A 1,165-nucleotide genomic window follows, 5' to 3' on the forward strand; every position below is an offset into this window, starting at 1 on the left:
CAGCTTCGGCAATCACGTGCGGTCCATCGATCTGCTCACCGCCGACGGCAAGGTGCAGACCATCGGGCCGAAGAAGAACGCCAAACTGTTCTGGGCGACCGTCGGCGGCAACGGCCTGACCGGCATCGTGCTGCGCGCCACCATCGAGATGACGCCGACCGAGACGGCCTACTTCATCTCCGACGGCATCAAGACGGTCGACCTGGAAGAGACCATCGCCGTCCACAAGGACGGGTCCGAGGCGAACTACACCTACTCGTCGACCTGGTTCGATGTGATCTCGGGGCCGCCGAAGCTGGGCCGCGCCAATGTGTCTCGCGGTCGGCTGGCGAAACTTGATGAGCTGCCGAAGAAGCTGCGCAAGAATCCGCTGAAGTTCGATGCCCCGAATCTGCTGACGGTGCCGGATATCTTCCCGAGCTTCGCGGTCAACAAGTTCACGCTGGGCATGGTCGGCGAGGCGTATTACGCGCTCGGCGGTAACTACACCGGCAAGCTGATGAACTTGACGCAGTTCTATCACATGCTGGACGTGATCTCGGAGTGGAATCGGGCCTATGGCTCGAAGGGATTCCTGCAGTACCAGTTCGTGGTGCCGCCGGAAGCCCTCGACGAATTCACCAAGATCATCATTGATATTCAGGCATCCGGCCATCATTCGGCGCTCAATGTGCTGAAGTTCTTCGGTCCCGGGAACCAGGCTCCGCTCAGCTTCCCCATGGAAGGCTGGAACACCTGCTTCGACTTCCCGATTCGTCCGGGTCTCAACGAGCTGGTCCGGGAACTGGACCGCCGCGTGCTCGAGTTCGGTGGCCGCATCTACACTGCCAAGGATTCGCGCACCGACGCGGAGACCTTCCACAAGATGTACCCGCGGATCGACGAGTGGATCAAGATCCGCCGGAGCGTCGACCCCACAGGCGTTTTCATGTCCGATATGGCGAGAAGGCTGGAGCTTCAGTGATCAATGCGGTAGGCAACCCGCAGTCCATTCTGCTGCTGGGCGGCACCTCGGAGATCGGCTTGGCGATCTGCGCCGAGTACCTGAAGAAGGGCCCCGCGCGCATCGTCCTGGCGGCCCTGCCGGGTGACCCGCTGCGCGAGGACGCCGTGTCGCAGATGAAGGCGGCCGGGGCCTCCGAGGTCCAGGTCGTCGACTTCGACG

At 62.2% G+C, this 1,165-nt stretch carries 1 protein-coding gene and 1 pseudogene; both read left to right on the forward strand.

What is annotated here, in order from left to right; all coding sequences use genetic code 11:
- Window positions 1-964 (forward strand): D-arabinono-1,4-lactone oxidase (locus ACIRS4_RS38075; RefSeq protein WP_404204838.1); only part of this gene is annotated, 964 nt, incomplete at its 5' end.
- A pseudogene (locus ACIRS4_RS38080) lies at window positions 961-1,165 on the forward strand (decaprenylphospho-beta-D-erythro-pentofuranosid-2-ulose 2-reductase); the annotation flags it as partial. The gene ACIRS4_RS38075 and the pseudogene ACIRS4_RS38080, both read left to right, overlap by 4 nt.

It is taken from the genome of Streptomyces sp. NPDC101166, assembly GCF_044768125.1.
In the GTDB taxonomy this organism is placed as follows: domain Bacteria; phylum Actinomycetota; class Actinomycetes; order Streptomycetales; family Streptomycetaceae; genus Streptomyces.